Consider the following 19,206-nt stretch of genomic DNA (forward strand, 5'->3'; position numbering starts at 1 on the left):
TCGGTCGATCCTGCTCAGTTGATCTTGACGATGCCGCCGGTGATGGTGGTGGTGGCGCTGCCTTTGACTTCGGTCATGACGCCGTCGACCGTGATCTTGGTCGATTTGATGGTGATGCTCATCGGCGTCATCGTGATCTCGCTGCCGCCGCAGACCAGCTTGATCTCCATCGCAGCCTCGACACGGAGCTTGCCTTCCTTGACGTGCAGCTTGTCGCTGCCGCTCAGGATCTGGGTCGTGCGGGCGAAGTCGGTCGGGCCGCCCTCGAACTTCTTGCCGACGTCGCGGGTTTCGAGGTTGAAGACCTCGGTCTTGTGATCCCGCTCGGCCTGCATGGAGAAGACCTCCTTGCCGGCGAGGTCCTCGAACTTGATCTCGTTGAACTTGCCCGATCTGCCGCCGCCATCGGTCGATTCCGACTTCAGGCCCGACTGGGTCTTGTTGGCCGGCAGGTCATAGGGCGGCATGTGCTGGTCATTGACCACCGCGCCAGTGATGATCGGCCGGTCCGGATCTCCTCCGATATAGGAGACGACGACCTCCTGGCCAATGCGCGGGATGACCTGGCCACCCCAGTTCTTGCCGGACCAGGGCTGTGCGACGCGGACGCGGCAGGAGGTCGTATCCTTCTCCCGGTCCCAATGGAAGCGCAGCCAGACGCGGCCGTATTTGTCGACATCGATGTCGCCTTCCTCGCCCTTGTTCTTCTCGCCGACCACCTTGGCGGTGTCGGGGCCGATATGGAGCGGGGCGGGTGTCACCAGCGGCGCGCGGAAGCGCTTGGCGGCCTTCTGCAGCTCGTAGGAGCCGTGATAGATCGCTTGGTCGGTGCGTTTCGAGGAGCGATAGCTCTGCACGCCATAGCTGTGCGTTGCCCGCACCACGAGGAACTCCGCATCCTCCGAGTCGACCGGATGATCGGTCAGCGTCATCAGGGTGCCGGGGTTGAGGCTGGGAGCCTCGCCGACGGCGAGCCGCCGCTCGTCCTGCGCCTGTTCGGCCTGGACCTGGATGCGGGCGAGCTTCTCGCCCTTGCCGCGATCGAGATAAGCGCCCGGATAGTCGAAAGCCTCGTATGATTTGGTGCGCGGGAAGCCGTCCTCGGCGCGCGCCGTCAGATCGGAGGTGGATTTCTCGAAATCATAGTCCTTGATCTCGATCTTGCCGGTCCGCAGCCGCCGCTGCGCCGTCCATTGCGTCAGATGCTCGATACGGCGCCGCTGGGAACCGTCCGTCGGCATGAAGGGATAGGCGCTGCCGGCGCCGGCGAAGGTCGGTTCGGCGGCGGGGGTGACCTTGTCATGCGAGCCGTGGGCATCCGACAGGACCAGCTTGTGGTCGCCCTCGGTATGCTTGAAATAGTAGTAGATGCCGTACTTCTCCATCAGGCGAAGGACGAAATCGAGGTCGCTCTCGCGATACTGCACGCAGTAGTCGATCTCCGGAGGCACCTCGCTGACACGGTCCTCGAAGCTCGCCTTGTCTTCCTTCCCGAAGATCGTCTTGATGATGTCGAGCGCGGTCTGGTTCTTGAAGATGCGGCAATCCGAGCGCTGCGAGAGCAGCCAGAGCCAGGGACGCAGCACGAACCGGTAATGGTCGAGATCCTTGTCCCGGCCAAGCCATTGCGCCTCGACCAGGATGCCGTTGAAGATCCGGTCCTCACCGCTCTTCAGCGTCATCTTGATGTAGCATTTCTCGCCGATCAGGTTTTGAAGATCATCCCCCCGAGATGTGCTCACAGTCTCGATCTGATAAACGAATAATTCGCTGAGAGCTTCTCGTGCCTCAAACTTGAGAAGCGAAAAGACATCTTGTCCTGCCGGTGTCGTAAAGGAGGCAAGTCTTTTCGATTGTCCAAGGGCGGCGGGCATTAACCAAACCTCGTGGCTTGCGGCAAGAGACGACTATTGACGCAGCAAACGCTGCGAGGCATACTTCGCGCTGTCAGTCTTCAACCGCCTCAGCGAACCTAAACGGGAGGAAGACCGTGCGCAAGCAGGCCCTTGTCATGGTTAGTGCCGCTCTTGCCGCAGGCTTCTGCGCCTTGCCGTTTTACGCGCAGGCCCAAGCCTACAAGGCAGACGACATCGTCAAGCACTTCGGAGCCACGAAGCCGAATCTCGGCGTCTCGCGTGGTCTGTGCGTCGGCACCGAGGCCGAATGCAACAAGGCCGGTCACGTCGTGAAGCCGCCGACCGCCTTCGATCTCGTCGTCAAGTTCAAATACAATTCCGATCAGCTCGAGCCCGAGGCGAAGGCGAATCTCGACGAGTTCGCCAAGGCGCTGAAGGACCCGCAGCTCTCGACCAGCAACTTCCTGGTCGAGGGGCATACCGATGCGAGTGGCACGGCCGACTACAATATCAGTCTGTCGGATCGCCGGGCCAAGGCCGTGGTGCGCTATCTCAGCGATCGCGGGGTCGACACCGCCAAGCTGGTGGCGCGTGGCCTCGGCCAGAGCAAGCCGCTCGTCGCCGACAAGTTCTCCGCCGATAATCGCCGGGTCGAGACACGGCTGCAGGTGGAGTGACGGGCAGGCGGCCGGCCCGAGAGTCTCGATCGATCGTGAGGGGGCATGGCCGCGCTCAATTTCGCTGATCTGGCGAAGCCGGTTTCGGCTGATGATCCTTGCGGCCCCGATCCGGACGCCGATCCCGACGTCATGAATGTCATGGCGCGCCTCGAGGTGGTGCTGCCGACATCCTATTTCCGCCGCGACGACGAGGGTCGGCAGATTCCGTTCGATCGCAGCGCGATCGATTTTCCCGTGGCCTTCGGTGATCTCGGCAAAGTCCTGAAGCAGAGCCGCGATCTGCGCGGCTTCGTCCTGGCGGGCAAGCTCTGCCTGCTCAACCGCGACATCGCCGGTTTCGCCGCGAGCCTCGGGCTGATCACCAGCTATCTCGGCGACTATTGGGAGGAGGTCCATCCCAAGGCCGAGGACGGCGACTTCATCATGCGCGAGGTCGCGCTGCAGGGGCTCGACGAGAACGCCACCATCGCCCTGCCGCTGCAGCATGCGCCGATTTTCACGAGCAAGCGGCTGGGGCCGGTGATGTTCCGCAGCCAGCTCGTCGCGACCGGCGAACTGCGTCCCGGCGAGGACGAGCAGCATCCGGATGCCGGCGGGATCGTCGCGGCGCTGAAGGAGGCGGAGCTCTCCGACCTGACCGCGATGCTCGGCCATGTCAGCGCGATCCGTGATGGGCTCACCCGCTTGCGTGCGATCTGGGCCGAGCGGACCGGCGCCGACCAGGCCGTGACCTTCCAGCGCCTCCCGACACTGATCGGGCAGATCATCGCCTTTCTCGAGGCTGCGATCGAACGGCGCGCGCCGGCTCAGCAGGGCGGCGCCGCCATCGATACGCCCGCCGCTGGCGGCGGCACTGTCATGGTCGCCCAGGTCGCGATCCCGGCCGGTGCCTGCGCTTCCGTCGCGGAGGCACAAGCCGCTCTTGCCGGCTGCCTCGCTTATTTCCGCCGGGTCGAACCGTCGAGCCCGGCCGTGCTGCTGATCGGGCAGGCGCAGCGCCTGATCGGCAAGTCGCTGATCGAGGTCATCCAGATCATGTTCCCCGAGCACGTCGACAAGGCGATGCTCGAGATCGGTGACGACACCAAATACCAGCTCCCGCTGGAGCGCCTCGGCGGCGACGGCTACCGCAGCAGCGACGGCAGCGGCGATGATGACGGCTATTCGTCCGATGGCGACGAGGAGAGCTCGTCCTACGACGAGGAGTCGACCGCCGAGGACGGCACGGCTGACGAAACAGACGACGCCGAGCCGGAAGGCGCGGACGACGGGGCTGAGGCCGAGCAGCAGTCACAGGTCGAGCCCGAAGCGAACGCATCTGCAGCCACCGCGCCCGTGCTGGCGATCGCCGTCGCGAGCCGGGCCGAGGCGATCGCCCGGATGAAGTCGATCGCGGCCTTCTATCGTCACGCCGAGCCGTCCAACCCGGTTCCCCTTTTGATGGAAAAGGCCTGCGCGCTGGCGCAGCAAGATTTTCTCTCGCTGCTGAGCGATATCCTCCCTGAAGTCGGCATAAGGCAGAGTAGCGACGAATAGGTCGCGACGGTCCGTTGAAGGAGCGCCGCGCCTCATTCGTTCGGTGGATGCGGCGACGTCATCCGCCTGCAAACCTGAGCTGGCTGGATCTCACCTGGCCGATGCGAGCAGTTCGACGAGAACTGTCAAGCGATCGGCAAGTGTGTATGGTATAGCGAGCTGGATCGTAAGCGTGGCATCACGCTCTCCTTGCGTGATGCCTCTAGAGGAAGGGGCGCCGTCATGGCCGGAGATTCGGGGCAGAAATTCATTCGCCGTAACAGGCCGCCGCGGGTCCATATTACCTACGAGGACCCCTACAACGCCGACCAGAAGGTCGAGTTGCCCTTTGTGATGGGTGTCCTCGCCGACCTCTCGGGCAATGCCTCAGCGGTCGACAAGCCCGATGTCGGTGAACGCAAGTTCCTTGACGTCGACATGGACAATTTCGATCAGCGCATGGCCGCGATCGAGCCGGGCGCGGCCTTCACCGTGCCGAACAAGCTCGGTGGCGACGGGAGTGACAAGCTCTCGGTCTCGCTCAAGTTCAAGAAGTATGACGACTTCAATCCGGCTGCGATCGCCCGCCAGATTCCGGCAACGGCCAAGCTGCTGGAGGCGCGCGAACAGCTCGCCAACCTGCTCCGCTACATGGACGGCAAGGTCGCGGCCAGCGATCAGCTCAAGGCTCTGCTTGCTGATCCAAATCTGATGGCGGCGCTGAAGGACAAGCTCGGCGAAAAGCCGGCTGGTGACGACAAGCAGGACGGCAACGGGTAAGCGAGGCGGCCATGGCGGAAGCACAGATCCAACAACCCGGCGCAGCGGCTGCTGAAACCCGCGACGTCGATGATTTCTCCTCGCTTCTGAAGCAGAGCTTCAAGCCCAAGACCGAACGGGCGGCGAGCGAGGTCGAGAATGCAGTCGCGACCCTGGTCAACCAGGCGCTCGCCGACTCGACGCTGATCAAGGGCGACGTGCTCGACACGATCGAGGAGATGATCGCCCGGCTCGACGCCAAGCTCAGCGAGCAGATGAACGAGGTGCTGCATGCACCGGAGTTCCAGAAGCTCGAGAGCGCCTGGCGCGGGCTCAACTACCTCGTCTTCAACTCCGAGACCGACTCGCAGTTGAAGATCAAGGTGATGAACATCGGCAAGACCGAGCTCTACCGCAACCTCAAGACCTATCCCGGCGCACGCTGGGACCAGAGCCCGCTCTTCAAGCAGATCTACGAGCAGGAGTTCGGACAACTCGGCGGCCAGCCTTTCGGCGCCCTGGTCGGCGACTATCATTTCAGCCATGTCCCGACGGACGTGCAGCTGCTGCGCGATCTCTCCAAGGTCGCCGCCGCCGCCCACGCGCCGCTCTTCACCGGCGCCGACCCGAACCTGATGGGCATGGACTCCTGGACGGAGCTCTCCAACCCGCGCGATCTCGGCAAGGTCTTCGACACGCCGGACTACGCAGCCTGGAAGGGCCTGCGCGACGCGGCCGACTCCCGCTATGTCGGCCTCTGCCTGCCGCGGGTGCTCGCGCGGGTTCCTTACGGAGCCAAGTCGGAGCCGGTCGAGGAGTTCGCCTTCGAGGAGGACACCGACGGTCACAAGGGCGAGAAATACGCCTGGATGAACGCCGCTTATGCGATGGCGGTGAACATCAACCGGGCCTTCAAGGAATATGGCTGGTGCACCCGCATCCGCGGTGTCCAGTCGGGCGGCGAGGTGCTCAACCTGCCGACCCACACCTTCCCAACGGACGACGGTGGCGTCGACTTGAAGTGCCCGACCGAGATCGCGATCAGCGATCGTCGCGAGGCGGAGCTGGCCAAGTCCGGCCTGATCCCGCTGATCCATCGCAAGAACACGGACAAGGCGGCGTTCATCGGCGCGCAGTCGCTCTACAAGCCCAAGGCCTTCTTCGGGCCCGACGGCGTCGCGGCGACGGCCTCCGACAACCTGTCCTCGCGTCTGCCCTACATGTTCGCGGTATCGCGCTTCGCGCATTACCTGAAGTGCATGGTCCGCGACAAGGTCGGCTCCTACAAGGAGCGCGAACCCCTGCGTCGCTGGCTGCAGGAGTGGATCACCGACTATGTCGACGGCGATCCGCTGAACTCCAGTGAGGAGACGAAGGCGCGCAAGCCCCTGTCCGATGCGCGCATCGACGTCTTCGAGGACGAGGAGAACCCTGGCTATTATTCGGCCAAGTTCTATCTCCGGCCCCATTTCCAGCTCGAGGGCATGGATATCGGCCTGAGCCTCGTCTCGCGCCTGCCGGCGCCCAAGACCTGAGACCCGGGCGCGCTCCAAGGCGCGCAGGACACCCAGGATGACAGTTGGCCCTGCGCTGATCGCGCAGGGAGAGTGGCGACGCATGGGGGGAGCTCTCCAGGCGACGCGAGTTCTATGCCTAAATCACCTCACCCAGCCAACTTTTGGAGAGCACCATGGCTAGCGACTTCCTGCTTGAGATCGATGGTATCAAGGGCGAAAGCCAGGATTCCAAGCACAAGGACACGATCGAGATCGAATCCTTCTCCTGGGGCGTCAGCAACTCCGGCACGCACGCAGCCGGACACGGCGGCGGCGCCGGCAAGGCGAGCTTCCAGGACCTGCACTGCACCGCCAACGTCAGCAAGGCATCGGCGACCCTGATGCTGAAATGCGCCAATGGCGAGCACATTAAGAAGGCCGTGCTCTTCGTCCGCAAGCAGGGCAAGCAGCAGCAGGAATTCTACACGGTCACGATGGAGGACCTGCTGGTGTCGAGCTACCAGTCCGGCGACTCGACCGGCGGCAACCCGGTTCCGACCGACCAGTTCTCGCTGAACTTCGCCAAGATCAAGTACGAGTACAAGCCGCAGAACACCGACGGCTCGCTCGGCTCGGCCATTACCGGCACTTACGATCTCAAGAAGAACAAAGAGTAGTATCCCCTGGATGCCGGCCTCGTCTCGGCGGGGCCGGCTCCCTTCCAGTTGCGATCGGACTCCTCGCGATTGCGGCAGCGATCGCCGGGAGTCCGCCGTTTTGAGCGGCTCTGTTCGGGAAGATGCATATGCTCGATCCCAAGGCGAAGAACCGGTTGCGTCCGCCGCTGATGTTCGCGTTCCGCGAAGCGCATCGCGCCAAGGACGCCAAGGTCCATCTCGACCTGCGCGATGCAGGCGGCGAGCGGGTCGTCGCCGGACGCCGGGCGGCGCCGCGGACCGCGATCACCGAGAGCAAGCTGCGGCAGGAGATCGCGATCGACCTCGAGACGCTGGTCAACACGATCAACTTCGGCTCCTCCACCGATCTGTCGAAGCTCGAGCATGTTCGCCGCTCCGTGCTCAACCTCGGCTTCCCGGACATCCAGAACAAGTCGATCGACGAGCATCGTGTCGGTGCGATCAAGACCGAGCTCGCCCAGGTTCTGCTCGCTTACGAGCCGCGGCTGCTGAAGCAGTCGATCGTGGTCGAGCGCGACGAGGGGCTGGACAAGGCCGAGCTGAAGATCCGCTTTGTCGTGCGTGCCGACCTGAACTGCGAGCCGCTCAACATCCCCGTGCAATTCGTCGCCGATGTCGAGCTCGATACCGGCAAGATCGCGATCAAGAACCGATAGCGCCACATGAACCAGGAATTCCTCGACTTCTACAATCGCGAACTCCGGCTCTTCACCGAGCATACGAAGGAGTTCGCCGAGGAGTATCCCGGCATCGCCGAACGGCTCGGCGGGCTGGTCGGCGAGCGCATGGACCCGATGGTCGGCGGCCTGCTCGAGGGTGCGGCTTTCCTCGCCGCGCGGGTCCAGCTCAAGCTCAAGCACGAGTTCCCGGAATTCACCAACAACCTGCTCGAGCAGCTCATCCCGAACTACCTGGCGCCGACGCCGTCGGCGCTGCTCGCCGGGATCGCGCCCACCTATGGCGATCCAGCCTTGCGCGAGGGCGTCGAGGTGCCGCGCGGCTCCTATCTCGATGCCACTTACGTCGAGCGTGACCGGCGCGTCGCCTGCCGCTACCGGATGGGCTCGCCCGTGACGCTCTGGCCGTTCGACGTCGCGTCTGCCGAGTACATCGCCGCGCCCGGCCGGCTGCAGGCGCTCGGGCTCCCGGCCGACGGGCGGGTGCTGTCGGGACTGCGCCTCTCGCTGACCCATCGCATTGCCAGCGACCCGGCGGAGGAGCCGTCGCCGGAGCAGGCGAGCAAGCTGCCGACCAGCTGGTTTGCCGGCTGCAAGACCCGTGAGCTCACGGTGCATCTGCTTGGCACGGAGGCCGATGCGATCGCGCTCTACGAGCAGATCTTCGGTGACTGTCTCGGCATCTACTTCCGCTATCTCGATGAATTCGGCGATCCGGTGGTCCTGTCGGGGTCCGGATGCGCGCTGGAGCAGATCGGCTTCGGCGAGGACGAGGCGTTGCTGCCGGCCGATACCCGGATCTTCCGCGGCTTCGACCTGTTGCGGGAGCAGTTCTGGTTCCCGCGCAAATTCCTCGGCTTCAAGCTGGCCGGGCTGGACAAGGTGATGTCCCGGCTCAATGCCAAGACGGTCGACGTGATCTTCGTCTTCGACGAGGTCAATGCGCGCCTGCCGGCGGCGGTGCAGCGCGAGATGTTCGCGCTCTATGCCGCTCCGGCGGTGAACCTGTTCGAGAAGACCACCGATCGCATCCCGGTGCGCCGTAACGAGCACGAATATCATGTCGTGCCCGACCGCAGCCGTATGCTCGACTATGAGCCGCACTCGATCCTCGATGTCTACGCGCACTATACCGGCGGCCGCGACAAGCAGCCGGTCCATCCGCTCTATTCCTCGCCCGAGGGCGCCTCGCCGACGCATGGCCTGCTCTATACGCAGCGGCGATTGCCGCGCCGGCGCTCGGTTGCCGAACGGCGCGAGGGGCAGGCCTCCGACTATACCGGCACCGAGATGTTCATCTCGCTCTATGAGCCGGCGACGGTTTCCGATGCCGCGTCCGTGGCTGAGCTGAGCGTTCGCGCCCTCTGCTCCAATCGCCATCTCACCGAGCATTTGCCGACCGGCACAGGCGGGGCCGATTTCCGCCTGATCGACAATGTCGTGCTCGATGTGACCTGCCTCGCCGGGCCGACGCCGCCGCGCGAGCCGATCGTCTCGCAGCTCAGGCTCCGCTCCGAGACGGCGAGCACCGGCGTCGTGACCTGGCGGCTGATCAACATGCTCAGCCTCAACCATCTCGGCCTGGTCCAGCGCGGAGCCGGCGAGAACGCCGAGGCGCTACGCGAGATGCTTTCGCTCTTCGCCGACCTCGCCGACAGTGCCACGGAACGGCGCATCCGGGGGATCAAGAGCGTCGACAGCCGCCCGGTGATCCGGCGTTTCCCGCAGCGCGCCGGAACGGGAGCCGCCCGCGGGCTCGAGATCACCGTCCTGCTCGACGAGAAGGCGTTCGAGGGCAGCGGCGTCTTCCTGCTGGGGGCGATCCTCGACCGCTTCTTCGCCGAATATGCCGCGATGAACCATTTCACCCAGACGGTGATCCGCACAGTCGAACGCGGCGAAGTCATGCGCTTTCCGCCGCGCGCCGGCACGAGGCGCATCCTGTGAACAAGAGCGCGCCATCCCTGCCGCCGCCGGCTGTGCTCGACGAGCTTCGGGTCGAGCCGCCCTTCGTCGAAGGGCTGCGGGCCGAGCCCTGGCGGCACGACTTCTACGCGGTGCTGCGCCGGATCGAACGCAGCTTTCCCGAGCGCGAGCGCATCGGCGATGGCGCCGCCAGGCGCGATGAATACATCGCGCTCGGCGAGCAGCCCTATATGGATTTCCCGGCCTCGACTTTCGCCGAGGCCGATCGCGACCTGCAGGGGCGGTTGCGGCTCTTCGTCAAGTTTCTTGGGCTGCTCGGGCCGCAGGGTGCGCTGCCGCTGGCGACCACCGAGGAGAGCTATCACTGGCACCTCGTCCGCGACGACGCCTTCCCGCGCTTCCTCGACATCTTCAACAACCGCTTCCTGCAGCTGTTCTACCGGGCCTGGGCGGATTCGCGGCCAGTGGCGCAGCACGACCGGCCCGACAAGGACCGCTTCATCGCCTATGTCGGCAGCATGGTCGGCCTGGGTTCGCAGCCCTATCAGAACCGCGACAGCGTCCCCGACCCGGAAAAGCTGGCCCATGCCGGGCTCGCCGGCGCGCAGGCCAAGTCGGCTTCGCGCCTGCGCAGCCTGCTCGCCGGGCTCTTCGACATCGAGGTCGAGGTCGAGCAGTTCGTCGGCATGCGGCTGGTCTTCGATCCGGAAGACCGGACCAAGCTCGGCCGTGGCCAATGCGCTCTCGGCAGCAATGTCCTGCTCGGCGCCAGCGTCTACAGCGTCGAGGACAAGTTCCGGGTCAAGCTCGTGGCGCGCGATCTCGAGCAGTTCAACCGCTTCCTGCCGAATGGCGATCGTTGCGAACCACTGGCGGATGCGGTGTTCTTCTATCTCGGCGAGCAGTTCGAATGGGATGTCGAGCTCGCTTTGCCGGTCGGCAAGGTCAGGCCAATGCAGCTCGGCCGCTTCGGCGCGCTCGGCTGGTCGAGCTGGGTCTCGCCGAACTGGAACGTGCCGGACGGCAGTCTGCGCCGCGACGCCCGTTTCCACCCCGCCGAACGCATGCGGCTGAAGCGCAGCCAGCAACAACAGACGAAACGATAGGGGGCAGTCATGGCCGATATCAGTCTCGAAGCCGTCACCGGCAAACTCAACCGCGTCGGCTATGAAGCCTTCATCCAGGCGCTGCGCCAAGCCAAGGGGGCGGGCAACCGCAATGTCGAGCTGGCGCACTGGCTCGCCCAGATCCTGCAGCGGCGCTCGACCGATATCGGGCTGACTGCCCAGCATTACGGCCTCGACATGGCCCGGCTCGCGACCGATATCGGCGGCGTCATCGAGGGCTTCCGCAAGAACGAAACCGAGATGCCCGGCGTCGCCAACAACGTCGTCGATGTGCTCGATCGCGGCTGGCACTACGCCACGCTGTTCTTCGGCGAGACCCAGATCAGGACTGGCCATGTCCTGGTCGCAGCGCTGAAATCGCTCGAGCTCAAGCGGGCGCTGACGGCGATCTCCAAGGAGTTCGGCAAGATCCCGGTCGAGGAAGTCGCCGCCGGCCATGCCAAGATCTGGAAGGACTCGGAGGAAGAGAACCTGCGGCCGATGGACGGCTCGGGTCTCCGTGCTGCCGGCACGCCCGGGGCCGAACAGGCCGAAGGCGCCAAGGGCACCACCGCGCTCGACCGCTTCTCGCAGGATCTGACCGAGAAGGCCCGATCCGGCACGATGGATCCGATCCTCGGCCGCGACGACGAGATCCGCCAGGTCATCGACGTGCTGATGCGTCGCCGCCAGAACAATCCGATCCTCACCGGTGAGGCCGGCGTCGGCAAGACCGCCATCGCCGAGGGCTTCGCCCAGCGCATCGTCGCCGGCGACGTGCCGCCGCCGCTGCGCGGGGTCAAGGTCTGCGCGCTCGATATCGGCCTGATGCAGGCCGGCGCCTCGATGAAGGGCGAGTTCGAGCAGCGCCTGCGTTCGGTGATCGACGAGGTCCAGTCCTCGCCGACGCCGGTGATCCTGTTCATCGACGAGGCGCATACCCTGATCGGCGCCGGTGGCCCTGCCGGCACGGGCGACGCCGCCAATCTGCTCAAGCCGGCGCTGGCCCGCGGCACGCTGCGCACTGTCGCGGCGACGACCTGGTCGGAGTACCGCCAGTATTTCGAGAAGGACCCGGCGCTGACCCGGCGCTTCCAGCCGGTGCAGGTCGACGAGCCGGACGTCCTGCGCTGCTGCACCATGCTGCGGGGGCTGATCGGGCCGATGGAGAAGCACCACAAGGTCCGCATCTCGGACGCGGCCATCGTCGCTGCCGTCCAGCTTTCCTCGCGTTACATCCCGGCCCGGCAATTGCCGGACAAGGCGGTGAGCCTGCTCGACACCGCCTGCGCCCGCGTCGCGATCAGCCAGACCGCGACGCCGGCCGCGATCGAGGATGCCCGGGTCGCGATCTCGGCGCTGGAGAAGGAGAAGCTGGCCCTGATCGCCGACAAGGATCTCGGCGACGCCACCGATGAACGCCTCGGCAAGATCGAGGAGGAGAACGCCGAGCTCACGACGAAGCTCGCGGCACTGGAAGCCGACTGGGCGTCCGAGCTCGCTCTCGTCGAGGAGATCACGCTGCTGCGCGGCAAGCTTGGCGAGAAGCCGGCTGGAGAAGCGCCCGCGGCCGATGGTGAAACACCTGCCGAGGCCGCTCCGGCCGAAGCGCCGGTCGATCCGGAAGCGACGCGCGCCAGCCTCAAGGACAAGTTCACCACGCTCGGTGCGATCGATCCGGCCAACCGGATGATCTACGCCCATGTCGACGAGCAGTCGGTCGCCTCAGTGGTCTCGGATTGGACCGGCATCCCGGTCGGTCGCATGGTCAAGGACGAGATCGAGACCGTGCTCAACCTTGCCGCGACGCTGAACAAGCGCGTCGTCGGGCAGGGCCACGGCATCGGCATGATCGCCAAGCGCATCGAGACCAACCGTGCCAAGCTCGACAACCCGAACAAGCCGATCGGCGTCTTCATGCTTTGCGGCCCGTCCGGGGTCGGCAAGACCGAGACGGCGCTGGCGCTGGCGGAATCGCTCTATGGCGGCGAGCAGAACGTCATCACCATCAACATGAGCGAATTCCAGGAGGCGCACACCGTCTCGACTCTGAAGGGCGCACCTCCCGGCTATGTCGGCTATGGCGAGGGCGGCAGGCTGACCGAGGCCGTCAGGCGCAAGCCTTATTCGGTGGTCCTGCTCGACGAGGTCGAGAAGGCCCACCCGGACGTGCATGAGCTATTCTTCCAGGTCTTCGACAAGGGCCAGATGGAGGATGGCACCGGCCGGCGCATCGACTTCAAGAACACGCTGATCATCCTGACCTCGAATGTCGGCACCGACGAGATCATGCGGATGGCGGGCGACGAAAACAGCCGTCCCGATGTCGAGGAACTGGCGGTCGCGCTCAGACCGGCGCTGCTCAAGGTCTTCCCGCCGGCACTGATCGGCCGCCTGGTGACCATTCCGTATTACCCGCTCTCCGGCGAGATGCTCGGCGGCATCGTGCGCCTGCAGCTCGGGCGCATCGGCAAGCGCCTGCGCGACAACCACAACGCTGCCTTCGTCTATGACGATGCCGTGGTCGAGCATATCGTCGCCCAGTGCAACGACCCGGATTCGGGTGGCCGCATGATCGACAACATCATCACCAACTCGATGCTGCCGGCGCTGTCCCGCAGCATCCTCAACCTGCAATTGGAGAAGAAGCCGCTGGCCGAGGCGAAGGTCACGGTCGAGGATGGCGCCTTCCACTACGCCTGCAATTGAGGCGGGGCCGGCTGATCGGCACGTCCGTCATTGCGAGCGTAAGCGATGCAATCCAGGAGGGTTCGCTCGACGGCCTCTGGATTGCTTCGTCGCTTCGCTGCTCGCAATCGCGGAGGAGGCCGGCAGAGAGACAAGTATCGCTGGCAGGCGCTGTCTGAGGTATACTTGCGCGGCGGGATCGAAGCGGAAACAGACACGTGCAACCGGTTCGCCTGAAGCGACGGCCCGACGAGGCCGCCAGCACGACCTCCCTCCAGCCGGAGGGGGGAACGAAGCTGCGTCCACGCAGCGGTGGTGGGCGCTCCGGCGGCGGGCGTGGTGGGTTGTTGCCCTGGACGCTGGCGGTGCTGGCGATCGTCGGCGCTGCCGTCACCGGCTATCTGCTTTACGAGGAGAAGGGCCGTGTCGCCGCCCTGCAGCAGGAGCAGGCGATCCTGCAGAGCAGCTATGACGAGAAGCTCAAGGCACTGCAGCGCCGCCTCGTCAGCGCCATCGTCGCCTCCGGCAATTCGCCCGGCCTGCCCGCGCAGCCAGGGCAGCCCGCCGGAACCGGCAAGGCTGGCGATCAGCTCGCCGATCTGATCACCCGCCAGATCGAACTCGAGGCGCGCCAGGCCCTGCTCGGCGCACTCTCCGGCCAGGCAGTCGGGCCGATCCTGCCCCAGGGCGGCGCGCAGGCGCCGGGCGGCAACCAGTTCGCCGACGGCCAGAACGTGCTCGACCGCGTCAATCCGGCCGTGCTGGCACAGCAACGCCGCCAGGTCGCAGCGGCGGTCAAGGCGGGCGAGACCATGTCGCTCGACCAGCGCATCGGAATCCTCGGCCAATCACTCGACCGGGTGCAGAACGGCCAGAACCAGCAGCTCTCGGCGCTCGGCCGCCAGCTCGTCGGGCGCGTGCAGGAGGTGAGGGCGGCGCTGGCCGAAGTCGGGCTCGACCCCGCCAAGGTCAAGCTGCCGCCGGGCCGCCCCGGCATGGGCGGGCCGCTGATACCGATGACGGTGACGCTGAAGCCCGGCACCTTCGAGCACGCGCTGATGCAACTGGGCGAGGCGCGCTCCGTGTTCGGTCGCTGGCGCGATCTTGCGGCAATCGTGCCGTTCCAACGCCCGCTCGAAGGTGACGACAGCACGACCAGCAATTTCGGCCCGCGCTCCGATCCGTTCACCGGCGGCACGGCGATGCATGCCGGCATGGATTTCCGCGGCGAGACCGGCACGCCGGTCCGCGCCCCCGGAGCGGGAAAGGTGCTGCGTGCCGAGGTCGCCGGTGGTTACGGCAATCTGGTCGAGCTCGACCACGGCAATGGCATCACCACGCGCTATGGCCACCTCTCGGCCTTCGACGTCAAGGAAGGCCAGCTCGTTGCGGCCGGGCAGATCATCGGCCGTGTCGGCTCGACCGGTCGCTCGACCGGCCCGCATCTGCACTATGAAACGCGGCTCGCGGACGAGGCGCGCAACCCGCTGAAATTCATCCAGCTCGGCGACAAGCTCGCGGTCGGCCCGAGCGGCCTGCGTTGATCCGCAAGCCTAGCTGACGACCTGCCAGGCGCTTCCGGTATCGTAGAAGAAGCGCTCCTCGACGATGCGGTCGCCCTGCCAGCGCTGGAAGGCGAGCTCTTCGAGACGGCGCGTGACGCCCGCCTTGTCGGTCGCGTCGAAAATCCAGCGAACAACAACATGATCGCCGTCGACCAGCACGGCTACCGGCGGGTGCGTGTGCATCTTTTCCAGCCGCGCCAGGGCGCGCGCCTCATGCGCCATCAGCACCTCGCGGCCACGACGTGGCTCATTGGCGTTCTCCTGCATGGTCGCATCGTCGGTGTAGAAGTCGCGGATGGCGCCGACATGGTCGCCGCCGACCACTGCGGCGACGAAGGCATCAGCTCTGGCGCGCTCAGGCATAGTCATCTCCATCTCGTCGGGTCGAGATGGAGAAGCGTAGCTGCATCCGCAACGGCGCGTGTCAGCATCAGGCCCGACGCTTGGGCGCACCGGGTTTGGTCGGGCTTTGAGGCGCGATCGGATCGCTCGCCGGAAAGGTGTCCTTCAGCGCCTTGTCGAGCTGCTTGTCGCCCTTGCTGCCGGCCTTCTTCTCATCCTCGCGCTGCTTGCGCTGCTCCTTGCGCAAGCTCTCGACCGCCTGGTTCGCGGAATTCGCCATGATAGTCCCCTGTTGCATCGCAGGGCCCAGCCTGCATGTCCCGCTCAACGCAGGCGGCAGAGCGAAAGTTCCTACGGCAAAGGGCCTAATGCTCGGCTCTCAGTGGTGCGAGACAGGCGGCACGGGAAGGATCTTCTCCATCTTCTTCGAAATAAGAAATTTCACGCTACCTGATGTAAATTGATTGGATGGCATTCAGGTTATATGTGGATTGTTCGATTTACAGAACACCCCACTGACCGACGATAACGGCAGGTGGCGGCGGGCGAGGGCGGCATCGAGCTGTCCGCGTCGGTCTCGCCTGCCTAGAGCAAGCACATGTTCCAGTTGCAGGACCAGGCCGAAAACCTCAATGCTGCGTTCGGAAAGTCGGATGCAGCGGCACGTCTCTCAGGGATGGTGCGTCAGGTCGTTGGCCGTCTCGTCTTCACCACCAGCTTCGGCCTCGAGGATCAGGTCGTCACCCATCTGATCGCGACGCAAGATTTGCCGATCGAGATCGTGACGCTCGATACCGGCAGGCTCTTCGGGGAAGTCCATGCGCTCTGGGCGGAAACCGAGGCGCGCTACGGCATCACGATCACGCCGTTCTATCCCCGGCACGATGCCGTCGAGGCCTTCGTGCTCGGCCACGGCATCAACGGCTTCTATAATTCGATCGAGGCCCGCAAAGCCTGCTGCAATGTCCGCAAGGTCGAGCCGCTCGGCCGGGCACTCGCAGGCGCAGCCGCCTGGATCACCGGCCTGCGCGCTGATCAGTCAGCCGCCCGTGGCGGCGTCGCTCTTGCCGAGGTCGATCGGGAGCGCGGCCTGATCAAGTTCAATCCTCTGCTCGACTGGTCGCGCGACGAGGCTCTGGCCTTCGCCCGCAAGCACGATGTCCCGCTCAACCCGTTGCACGAGCGGGGTTTCCTCTCGATCGGCTGCCAGCCCTGCACCCGCGCCATCCAGCCGGGCGAGCCGGAGCGGGCCGGGCGCTGGTGGTGGGAAGAGGAGGCCGCCAAGGAATGCGGCCTGCATGTCGGCCCGGACGGCCGACTGGTGCGGTCCAAGCCGGCCGCGGAGGTTTTGGCGTGATCCAGCTCAGTCATCTGCAGAAGCTCGAAGCAGAAGCGATCTTCATCATCCGCGAGGTCGTCGCGACCTGCGAGAAACCGGTGTTGCTCTATTCGATCGGCAAGGACTCGGCGGTGCTTCTGCACCTCGTCATGAAGGCCTTCTATCCCGGCAAGCCGCCATTCCCGCTGCTCCATGTCGATACGACCTGGAAGTTCAGGGACATGATCGCCTTCCGCGACCAGACCGCCAGCCGGCTTGGGCTCGACCTGATCGTGCACATCAACCAGGAGGGCGTGCGCGCCGGCGTCAACCCGTTCGCCTCCGGCTCGCGCCTGCACACCGACGTGATGAAGACGCAAGGGCTGAAGCAGGCACTCGACAAATATGGCTTCGACGCGGCCTTCGGCGGTGCCCGCCGCGACGAGGAGAAGAGCCGGGCCAAGGAGCGGGTGTTCTCGCTGCGCTCGGCCCAGCATCGCTGGGACCCGAAGAACCAACGGCCGGAGCCCTGGCGGCTGTTCAACACGCGCAAGGCGCCGGGCGAGAGCTTTCGTGTCTTCCCGCTCTCCAATTGGACCGAGAAGGACGTCTGGGACTACATCGCGCTCGAGAACATCCCGGTCGTGCCGCTCTATTTTGCCGCTCCGCGCCCGGTCGTGCGTCGCAACGGCGCCTGGATCATGCGGGACGACGAGCGCATGGATCTCCTGCCGGACGAGATCGTCGAAACTCGCATGGTCCGCTTCCGCACGCTCGGCTGCTACCCGCTGACCGGGGCGGTCGAGAGCGAGGCGGCGAACCTCACCGACATCATCGCCGAGATGAGAGCGTCACGCTCCTCCGAACGCGAGGGCCGCGTCATCGACCATGACGGCTACGGCTCGATGGAACAGAAGAAGCAGGAAGGCTATTTCTGATGGCGGCGCTCGCGAAGTTGAAGGGCCAGCCCGCTCCGGCCGGCCAGCCGCATCCCGCCAACGACCAGGGCCAGAATACCGAGGGCAGCGCTCGCGCTTTGCTGCGCTTCATCACCTGCGGCTCGGTCGACGACGGCAAGTCGACGCTGATCGGCCGTATCCTCTACGAGGCCGGCGCGGTCTTCGATGATCAACTCACGGCGCTCGACAGCGATTCCCGCAAATTCGGCACGCAGGGTGCGGCACCCGACTTCGCTTTGCTGGTCGACGGTTTGTCGGCCGAACGCGAGCAGGGCATCACCATCGATGTCGCCTATCGCTATTTCTCGACCGATCAGCGCAGCTTCATCGTCGCCGACACGCCCGGCCATGAGCAGTACACCCGCAACATGGCGACCGGCGCCTCGACCGCCGACCTCGCCATCATCCTGATCGATGCCCGAAAAGGTCTTCTGCCACAGACGCGCCGGCATTCCTTCATCGTCTCGCTGGTCGGCGTCCGCCATGTCGTCGTCGCCGTCAACAAGATGGATCTGGTCGGCTATGACGAGGCGGTCTTCAAGCAAATCGAGCAGGACTATCGCAAGGCGGTCGCGGGCCTCGGCTTCGCCAGCATCGACTTCGTCCCGGTCTCGGCCCGCGACGGCGAGAACGTCACCAGCCTCTCCGGGCTGATGCCCTGGTATCGTGGCCCGGCACTGTTGCCACTGCTCGAATCCGTCGTCGTCGTCGCGGAGGCGCAGGTCGAGGCCGGCTTCGCGCTCCCGGTGCAGTGGGTCAATCGGCCCGATCTCGACTTCCGCGGCTTTGCCGGCACGGTCGCGCGCGGACGCCTGCGCGTCGGCGATGCCGTCGCGGCACTGCCGTCGGGCCGCCGCAGCACGATCGCGCGCATCCTCGCGCCTTCAGGCGAAGTCTCGCAGGCGAGCGCGGGGCAATCGGTGACGGTGACACTCGCGGACGAGATCGACATCTCGCGCGGCGACGTCATCGCCTCGCTGGCACATGCCCCCGTGGTGAAGCAGGAATTGCAGGCGCGCCTGCTCTGGACCGGCGAGGCGGCGCTGCGCGAAGGCGGCGAGTTCATCCTCAAGCTCGCCACGGCGAGCGCCAACGCCCAGATCGTCCGGCTGCATCACAGCGTCGATATCGAGAGCTATGCCGAGGCGCCGGCCGAGAGCCTGGCGATGAACGGCATCGGGCTGGCGACACTGACGCTCGACCGCGCGCTTGCCGTGCTCGACTATACCGGCAGCCGCGAACTTGGCGGCTTCATCCTGATCGACAGGCTGAGCAACCAGACGGTCGCCTTCGGCTTTGTCGAGACGCGCCCGAACAAGCCTAACGGTCGTTCGACAATGCAGGTCGGTATGGCCCGGGCGGTGGCGCTGCGGCTCGTCGGCTGGCGTGGGGCACAGGAGCGGCGCGTCTGGTTCGAGGCGGCGAGCTGGCGTCTCGCAAGCGGATTGCTCGTCTTTGCTGCCGTGGCGCTGCCGACGGGTCAGTGGAGTCTCGCGGCTGCGCTGGGGCTCGGTGATCTCGTGCTACGGCCGCTGCTGAAGCGCCTGCATGCGAGAGTGTGGGCGAAGCGGACGCCGCCTGCACTCTATGACGGGGCGGGCATCTGACATTGGAAGAGTGC

General features: G+C 65.4%; 16 protein-coding genes. 13 read left to right on the plus strand and 3 right to left on the minus strand.

Translation table 11 applies throughout. From position 1 onward, the window contains the following. Positions 1-14: 14 nt before the first annotated feature. A complete protein-coding gene (locus tag ASE66_RS26420; protein ID WP_082613744.1) occupies positions 15-1,874 on the minus strand; it encodes a type VI secretion system Vgr family protein in 1,860 nt (619 codons plus the stop codon). A gap of 116 nt (positions 1,875-1,990) precedes the next feature. Here ASE66_RS26420 and ASE66_RS26425 point away from each other — a divergent pair, with 116 nt between their 5' ends. The 10 genes from ASE66_RS26425 (at position 1,991) to ASE66_RS33760 (ending at position 14,945) form a co-directional block, all read left to right on the plus strand. Further along, on the plus strand, positions 1,991-2,533 hold the full coding sequence (locus ASE66_RS26425) for an OmpA family protein (RefSeq protein ID WP_244495068.1): 543 nt from the start codon (positions 1,991-1,993) through the stop codon (positions 2,531-2,533). Positions 2,534-2,578: 45 nt separating this feature from the next. Continuing rightward, complete coding sequence (locus tag ASE66_RS26430) at positions 2,579-4,072, plus strand: ImpA family type VI secretion system protein (RefSeq protein WP_057192694.1); 1,494 nt, start codon at positions 2,579-2,581, stop codon at positions 4,070-4,072. 222 nt (positions 4,073-4,294) lie between these two features. Beyond that, a complete protein-coding gene (gene tssB, locus ASE66_RS26435; RefSeq protein ID WP_057192695.1) occupies positions 4,295-4,831 on the plus strand; it encodes a type VI secretion system contractile sheath small subunit in 537 nt (178 codons plus the stop codon). Between the two features lie 11 nt (positions 4,832-4,842). Further along, positions 4,843-6,345 carry a type VI secretion system contractile sheath large subunit gene (tssC, locus tag ASE66_RS26440; RefSeq protein ID WP_057192696.1) on the plus strand — a complete coding sequence of 501 codons (1,503 nt, stop codon included), beginning with the start codon at positions 4,843-4,845 and terminating at the stop codon, positions 6,343-6,345. 155 nt (positions 6,346-6,500) lie between these two features. Next, complete coding sequence (locus tag ASE66_RS26445; RefSeq protein WP_057192697.1) at positions 6,501-6,983, plus strand: Hcp family type VI secretion system effector; 483 nt, start codon at positions 6,501-6,503, stop codon at positions 6,981-6,983. Positions 6,984-7,111: 128 nt separating this feature from the next. Next, positions 7,112-7,660: a type VI secretion system baseplate subunit TssE gene (locus tag ASE66_RS26450; protein WP_244495069.1), complete on the plus strand. Its 549-nt coding sequence runs from the start codon at positions 7,112-7,114 to the stop codon at positions 7,658-7,660. Positions 7,661-7,666: 6 nt separating this feature from the next. Then, positions 7,667-9,628, plus strand: coding sequence for a type VI secretion system baseplate subunit TssF (gene tssF, locus ASE66_RS26455; RefSeq protein ID WP_057192698.1), 1,962 nt, complete (start codon positions 7,667-7,669; stop codon positions 9,626-9,628). Then, entirely contained in the window at positions 9,625-10,713 is a 1,089-nt protein-coding gene (tssG, locus tag ASE66_RS26460; protein ID WP_320409790.1) for a type VI secretion system baseplate subunit TssG, read from the plus strand. Before tssF ends, tssG begins: the two co-directional genes overlap by 4 nt. 9 nt (positions 10,714-10,722) lie before the next feature. Beyond that, complete coding sequence (gene tssH / locus ASE66_RS26465) at positions 10,723-13,422, plus strand: type VI secretion system ATPase TssH (RefSeq protein ID WP_057192699.1); 2,700 nt, start codon at positions 10,723-10,725, stop codon at positions 13,420-13,422. Positions 13,423-13,619: 197 nt separating this feature from the next. Further along, on the plus strand, positions 13,620-14,945 hold the full coding sequence (locus ASE66_RS33760) for a M23 family metallopeptidase (RefSeq protein ID WP_156412335.1): 1,326 nt from the start codon (positions 13,620-13,622) through the stop codon (positions 14,943-14,945). 9 nt (positions 14,946-14,954) lie between these two features. Here ASE66_RS33760 and ASE66_RS26475 read toward each other — a convergent pair whose 3' ends face one another. Both ASE66_RS26475 and ASE66_RS26480 read right to left on the minus strand, forming a co-directional pair. Further along, on the minus strand, positions 14,955-15,335 hold the full coding sequence (locus tag ASE66_RS26475) for a nuclear transport factor 2 family protein (RefSeq protein ID WP_244495070.1): 381 nt from the start codon (positions 15,333-15,335) through the stop codon (positions 14,955-14,957). A gap of 61 nt (positions 15,336-15,396) precedes the next feature. Next, positions 15,397-15,588, minus strand: coding sequence for a hypothetical protein (locus tag ASE66_RS26480; protein WP_057192702.1), 192 nt, complete (start codon positions 15,586-15,588; stop codon positions 15,397-15,399). 318 nt (positions 15,589-15,906) lie between these two features. Between ASE66_RS26480 and ASE66_RS26485 the strand changes: the two genes are divergently transcribed. From ASE66_RS26485 to cysN, 3 genes are read left to right on the plus strand one after another with little or no spacing between them, the layout of a single operon-like run. Continuing rightward, positions 15,907-16,665, plus strand: a complete 759-nt coding sequence (locus ASE66_RS26485; RefSeq protein ID WP_082613745.1) for a phosphoadenylyl-sulfate reductase — start codon at positions 15,907-15,909, stop codon at positions 16,663-16,665. Continuing rightward, positions 16,596-17,564 (plus strand): sulfate adenylyltransferase subunit CysD, encoded by a 969-nt coding sequence (gene cysD / locus ASE66_RS26490; RefSeq protein ID WP_082613746.1) that lies wholly within the window; start codon positions 16,596-16,598, stop codon positions 17,562-17,564. The genes ASE66_RS26485 and cysD overlap by 70 nt, the downstream gene beginning before the upstream one ends. Next, positions 17,564-19,192: a sulfate adenylyltransferase subunit CysN gene (cysN, locus tag ASE66_RS26495; RefSeq protein ID WP_057192704.1), complete on the plus strand. Its 1,629-nt coding sequence runs from the start codon at positions 17,564-17,566 to the stop codon at positions 19,190-19,192. The genes cysD and cysN overlap by 1 nt, the downstream gene beginning before the upstream one ends. Positions 19,193-19,206: the final 14 nt, after the last annotated feature.

Source organism: Allobosea sp. Root483D1, from assembly GCF_001429505.1.
Lineage (GTDB): Bacteria > Pseudomonadota > Alphaproteobacteria > Rhizobiales > Beijerinckiaceae > Allobosea.